The following is a 6000-nucleotide window of genomic DNA, read 5'->3' as shown; positions in this document are numbered from 1 at the left end:
AGCTTCGAGCATACTTCGGCGGACATCGGTCCTGGCTACGGGGGCCGATGCCTCGGGCGGTGGTCGGTCGCTGAAGCATAGGCGTTCAAAACACCTCGGCGATGTCGGCATAGGACACCTTGGAAACGGGCTTGTGGATGGTGAGACGGGTTTCGCGGAAGCTCAGGCTCGTGATCCGAACCTCCGTCGCCGGTCCTGCGCAGTCCGGATCGGTGCAAATCGTCTCGCGAACCGAAACGAGGTAGGTCGCACCATTGCCGAGACGGTCCCTCACCAGTCGCTTGACGCGCTGCGTGTGCCACAAGGCCCGTGCGGCCTGCATGGGACTGCGTTCTGCCATACCGTCTCCAATCCAACTGCCTGACGTCAGCTCCATCCTTGACCAGCACGCACCCCACCGGCGGATTGGGCCGGACATGGCCGCGCACAGGTTTGGTCAGCGTAAGGGCGCGCTGCATCCAAACGAGGTCAGAGTTGGGTCGGGTTCGGCGCATCGCCATACACAGCCAGCGGATCGAATGTCTTGTGGTCTTCGAGGAAGGTCAGCGGATCTCCGGCCCGCGCGCCATGCGGCACCGCCCGATAGAAGCAGGAGCGGTAGCCAACGTGGCAGGACGCGCCGGACCCGGTGACATCGACGCGCAGCCACAGCGCATCTTGATCGTCGTCGATGCGCGCTTCGACCACCTTCTGGATCAGGCCAGAGGTGGCGCCCTTGTGCCACAGCACCCGCCGCGCGCGGCTGAAGTAATGCGCCTCACCGGTCTTGATGGTCAGGCGGAAGGCCTCCGCGTTCATCCAGCCGAGCATCAACACCTCGCCCGTGGCGGCATCGGTGGTGATGCAGGGCAGCAGGCCATCGTCGCCGAACTTGGGTGCGAGGTCAGTGCTTTCTTCGACCTGTTCCACGGTCTGCCGGGATTGAAATTTCAATTGTGTCATCTCGGCCTCTTCGGATCCCTTGCAAATGCGTATGTTATAACATAACGATCAAGGTCAAAAGCAAGTGCATTGTAAAGAGGTCCGCGCCAGAATGGTCTTGGAGGACAAACGCGTTCCGGTCACCTTGTTGACGGGGTTTCTCGGCGCAGGAAAGACAACGCTACTCAACCACCTGATCCGCGATCCGGAGGCCGGGCGGATTGCCGTCATCATGAATGAATTCGGTGATGTGGGTCTCGATCACGACCTGATCGAGGAGGCGACCGAAGAAACCGTATTGCTGCAATCGGGGTGCCTGTGCTGTGCGATACTGGGGGATCTGGCCAAGACACTTGCGGCCTTGATCGCAAAACGTACCGCAGGAAAGGTGGATTTTGACCGGGTCGTGATTGAAACCAGCGGCATCGCCGATCCGGGTCCGATCGTCCACACCCTGGCGACGGATCATCAGATTGCGCAGGCATTCCGGCTCGATGGTGTCGTGACGCTGGCTGACGCGGCAACGGGCATGAAAACGCTCAACCGGCAATTCGAGGCGGTTCACCAGGTGGCGATGGCCGACGTGCTGATCCTTTCAAAGACCGATCTGGTCGACCCCTTTGATCTGTCCAGGTTTGAGAAGCGTTTGGAAGGCCTCAATGCCTCGGCTCGGCGCATCCCTGCGCACCACGGGAGCGTGCCGGTGGGGTCGCTCTTCGGGCTGTCGGCCATGCGCGAAGGCGTGACGTCTTCTGATGTGGACAGTTGGCTGGGGAAGGTGCCGGAGCTGACCAAGCCCGATCCGCTGGCCGGTCTTTCAGGCTTCGCGGCAAAGCCCGCAGCACCAATGGGCGTCAGCCCGACGATGCCAGTGGAACATGTTCGGCATGACCACCGGATCAATTCTGCATCCATCGAAGTGACAGAGCCCATTCCCGCGACTGTCTTCGACTTCTGGCTGGATACGCTGATCGCGCTCAAGGGGCCGAACATCCTGCGCATGAAAGGCATCCTTCACGTCGAAGGGCTTCCGTATCCATTCGTCTTTCACGGGGTGCAGCACATCTTCGATGCGCCCGTGCCATTGAAAAGCTGGTCGGGTCAGGACACCAACAGCCGCGTCGTTGTCATCGCACGGGACATGGAGGAGGCCGACCTCAAGGCCAGTTTGGACATGCTCTTGATGCGGCCAAAGGAAGGGGCGGCGTCACAGGATCTGCCTGGTGGCATGATGGTCGATACCATCGAGATGCCGTTCTGAGCCATGCCGATCTGCGTTCCCCAATCAACGCGCCCCGCTGCGCCAGAGGTCCGGCGCGACCTGATTGCCGGGTTTACCACTTGGTTGCTGACCCTGCCGGTGCGTGGATACCGCCCGCTGCCGTGGCCTTGGTCCGGCCATGCATCCCACTTTCAACCCGCCTGTTCCGCCTATGCCATTGAGGTGCCGGAGATACATGGTCCGTTGCGCGGGCCATGGTAGACGCTCTGCCACCTCATTCGCTGCAATCCACGGGGGCGAACCGGATAGGACCCGGTGCCCCCGCCCTCCGAAAGAAAGACCCCCGAATGATCCATATCCGCCTGCCCGATGGCGCGACCCGTGCGCTTGACCCCGCCAGCACTGCTGCCGACCTCGCGGCATCCATCAGCCCGAGCCTTGCCAAACGTACGGTGGCTGCGGTCGTTGATGGCAAGGTCAGTGATCTGTCCGCGCCCTTGCCCGATGGGGCGGCGGTTGAACTGATGTCGCGCGATGACCCGCGTGCGCTGGAACTGATCCGCCACGACCTCGCCCATGTTCTGGCCGAAGCGGTGCAGGCGCTCTGGCCTGGCACCAAGACGGCCATCGGTCCCGCCATCGAGCACGGCTTTTACTACGACTTCGAACGCGACACGCCATTCACGCCCGAAGATCTGCCCGTCATCGAAAAGAAGATGCGCCAGATCATCGCCACCAAGACGCCCTTTACCTGCGAGGAATGGTCCCGCGAAGAGGCGCGGCAGCACTTCGAGGCGGCGGGCGAACCCTACAAACTGGCGCTGCTCGACGCGATCCCCGAAGGAGAGGCGGTCAAGATCTATCGTCAAGGCGACTGGCTCGACCTGTGCCGGGGGCCGCATATGCGCAGCACTGGCGACGCGGGCAGCGCCTTCAAACTGACCCGCGTGGCAGGGGCCTATTGGCGCGGCGACAGCAACAACCAGATGCTCAGCCGCATCTACGGGGTCGCCTTCGCCGACAAGGCTGCGCTGGATGCGCATATGACGATGATGGCCGAGGCGGAAAAGCGCGATCACCGCAGGTTGGGGCGCGAAATGAACCTGTTCCATTTCGAAGAGGTCGCGCCCGGCTCTGTCTTCTGGCACCCGAAAGGCTGGCGGTTGTTCCAGACGCTGATCGGCTACATGCGGGATCGCCAGGAAGAGGCAGGCTATGTCGAGGTCAACTCCCCCGACATCATGGACCGCGCCCTTTGGGAAACCTCGGGCCATTGGCAGAATTACCGGCAGAACATGTTCCTCGCCAAGACCGAGGATGACCGCGACTATGCCCTGAAACCAATGAACTGCCCCGGTCATATGCTGATCTACGGGCAAGGCACCAAGAGCTACCGCGACCTTCCCCTGAAAATCGCCGAATTCGGCAAGGTGCATCGCTATGAGCCGTCGGGTGCCTTGCACGGTCTGCTGCGCGTGCGCAGCTTCACCCAGGACGACGCCCATATCTACTGCACGCCCGAGCAGTTGACCGAGGAGTGCCTCAAGGTCAACGATCTGGTCCTGTCGATCTACCGCGACTTCGGGTTCGAGGATGTGCGGATCAAGCTCTCGACTCGCCCCGAGAACCGCATCGGCAGCGATGAAAGCTGGGATCGGTCGGAAGATGCGCTGCGCAGGGCGCTGGATCAGGCAGGCCATCCCTATACGATCTTCGAGGGCGAAGGCGCATTCTACGGACCAAAACTTGAATATGTCCTGCGCGACGCCATCGGGCGGGATTGGCAGTGCGGGACGCTTCAGGTGGACTTCAACCTGCCGGAACGGTTCGGCACGACCTATGTTGCCCCCTCGGGCGACAAGCTGGTGCCGGTCATGCTGCACCGCGCGCTCTTTGGCTCTCTGGAACGGTTCACGGGCATTCTGATCGAACACCACGCGGGGCACCTGCCGCTCTGGCTGGCGCCGGTACAGGCGGTCGTGGCCACAGTGACCGGCGCTGCGGATGATTGGGCCAACGAGGTCGCCGGGGCGTTGAAGGCCGCCGGGCTGAAGATCGAGACCGATTTGCGCAACGAAAAGATCGGCTACAAGGTTCGCGAGCATGCGCTGCAAAAGATCCCCGTGCAGATCGCGCTCGGGGGGCGGGAGGCCGAAGAGCGCACCGTCACGATCCGCCGCCACGGAACGGACAAGACCCAAACCGTGTCACTGGATGAGGCGGTGCAGGCGCTGGTCGCCGAGGCGCAACCGCCCGGCGGGCGGCGCTGATGGCGGCGCCAACGGCCAAAGGGCGCGCAAACGCGCAATGCGACTGCGACCACTTGAGACAGAACAGCAAACAGGAACATCCATTGCAGATCACCCAGGACGAGATCGAAACGGCCCTTACCATCTGGGGCAACGGCAAAATCAGCATTTCAAAGGCATTCGAGGAGGGCGGCATCGAGGCGGCCCGCATGGTCGCCTCCGCCAATATCGACGCTTACTATGGCTACAATCTGGGGCCGGTCCTGTTCAAGCCGACCATGGCGAGCGGCGAGCAGACGTTCCGCCCGACCAAGGCAGGTGCGCTGGCCTATTTCTGTGGCCACTCCGAAGACTATCCGCTCGACAACGGTTTCGCGATCATGGGCTGGCGTGCGACGGAGAACATTACCTCCGGCACCTTCATCCAGGGCGATGTCGCGATGTGGATGGGCTGGATCAAGCTGACCAACAAGGACGGTTCCGTCACCACGGTCGACAAGAGCTTTGGCTACAAGAAGGACGAGACCGGCGCTCTGCGCATCGTTCTGCACCATTCATCACTGCCCTACCAGCCCTAGTATCCGAACCTGACAACGGAGACCGCCCGATGATCCTCGACAAGATCCCCGAACTCGACGACTGCATGACGTTCTCATCCGCGCTGGACGACCTGTCTGCCATTCACCGGCCGGCCTGTGCCGCGATGGTTTGGACGCGTGATCCGCTCCCCCGTTTCCAGCGTTGGATTGATGCGCTGCCGCCAGACCAATTGCCAAAAGCGCGGATGATCCTGCGGCCGGAGGCGGTTTGTGACGCGCTGCTCGATATCGCCCGCCAGCATGGAACGCCGGAGTGTTCAGAGCGCGATCTCCTGATCGAAGATGCCTCTGCCCTGGCATCCATCTTTGGGAGCGTCATGAACAGCCCGTACCTCAGGCTACGTTTTGACGTGATCGACACGAATGCCTGCCGCAAGTTCCACGTCGATGCCGTGACAGCCCGGCTGGTCTGCACCTATCGCGGTACCGGCACGCAGTATGGGCTCTCCGAAAACGGCCATGACCCGGAACGGATCATGACCGTGCCGATCGGATCTCCGATCCTCCTGCGCGGCACGCGTTGGCCGGAAACCCCGCTTTCGGGCCTGTTGCACCGGTCGCCACCCATTTACGGCACGGGCGAAACACGGCTGGTGCTGGTGCTCGACCCGATTGAGGGCCCGGCGGCAGAAGCCGAGACCGCGTACATAAATTGACTTCGACACCCTGTGGCCATTGGGCCGCGGGGCGCTCCCCTTGCTGCGTGCCACGGGGCGCAAACCGCGCACGGTCGTCGCGAGGCGAAAGGAATAAACGACGGTGAAAGGTCTTACGCATTTGCTCGTCCGACTGAAACCCGGCACGGTACGCCACGGTCTCGAGTGGCAGGACCGTATCGAGCGGTCGAGCCTTGGCCCGATCACACCGCAGCGCTTCAAGCGTGGTCATGGGCGAGGTCCCGAACTCGGCCGCAAATGTTCAGTTCAGACTACGGAGGCTCATGCCCGGGTCCTTGGCGATGGCGTGAGAGGGCAATCGTCGATCCCGCCGCTCGGTCCTCGAAGTCAGC

At 62.3% G+C, this 6000-nt stretch carries 7 protein-coding genes and 1 pseudogene; 5 read left to right on the top strand and 3 right to left on the bottom strand.

All coding sequences use genetic code 11. The annotated features are described in order from the left end of the window. Positions 1–85 precede the first annotated feature (85 nt). The gene (locus ABWV23_RS09535; protein ID WP_353347213.1) at positions 86–340 is read right to left on the bottom strand and encodes a hypothetical protein; all 255 of its coding nucleotides are present in this window, start codon (positions 338–340) and stop codon (positions 86–88) included. Between the two features lie 128 nt (positions 341–468). Then, positions 469–942, bottom strand: coding sequence for a phosphoribosyl-AMP cyclohydrolase (gene hisI / locus ABWV23_RS09530; RefSeq protein ID WP_353347212.1), 474 nt, complete (start codon positions 940–942; stop codon positions 469–471). Positions 943–1039: 97 nt separating this feature from the next. Between hisI and ABWV23_RS09525 the strand changes: the two genes are divergently transcribed. The 5 genes from ABWV23_RS09525 to ABWV23_RS09505 all read left to right on the top strand — a co-directional run bounded on the left by ABWV23_RS09525 (position 1040) and on the right by ABWV23_RS09505 (position 5647). Next, positions 1040–2182, top strand: a complete 1143-nt coding sequence (locus tag ABWV23_RS09525; protein WP_353347211.1) for a CobW family GTP-binding protein — start codon at positions 1040–1042, stop codon at positions 2180–2182. Between the two features lie 3 nt (positions 2183–2185). Further along, complete coding sequence (gene yidD, locus ABWV23_RS09520; protein WP_353347210.1) at positions 2186–2404, top strand: membrane protein insertion efficiency factor YidD; 219 nt, start codon at positions 2186–2188, stop codon at positions 2402–2404. Positions 2405–2490: 86 nt separating this feature from the next. Next, positions 2491–4413: a threonine--tRNA ligase gene (gene thrS / locus ABWV23_RS09515; protein ID WP_353347209.1), complete on the top strand. Its 1923-nt coding sequence runs from the start codon at positions 2491–2493 to the stop codon at positions 4411–4413. Between the two features lie 83 nt (positions 4414–4496). Next, positions 4497–4970 (top strand): metal-independent carbonic anhydrase family protein, encoded by a 474-nt coding sequence (locus ABWV23_RS09510; protein WP_353347208.1) that lies wholly within the window; start codon positions 4497–4499, stop codon positions 4968–4970. Positions 4971–4999: 29 nt separating this feature from the next. After that, positions 5000–5647, top strand: a complete 648-nt coding sequence (locus ABWV23_RS09505) for a DUF1826 domain-containing protein (RefSeq protein WP_353347207.1) — start codon at positions 5000–5002, stop codon at positions 5645–5647. Between the two features lie 79 nt (positions 5648–5726). On the opposite strand, the pseudogene ABWV23_RS09500 reads toward ABWV23_RS09505, so the two are convergent. Next, positions 5727–5894 (bottom strand): annotated as a pseudogene (locus tag ABWV23_RS09500) (helix-turn-helix domain-containing protein); the annotation flags it as partial. Positions 5895–6000: the final 106 nt, after the last annotated feature.

The sequence above is a fragment of the Aquicoccus sp. SU-CL01552 genome, from assembly GCF_040365005.1.
Lineage (GTDB): Bacteria > Pseudomonadota > Alphaproteobacteria > Rhodobacterales > Rhodobacteraceae > Antarcticimicrobium.
This window is presented reverse-complemented; position numbering and strand designations above follow the sequence as displayed.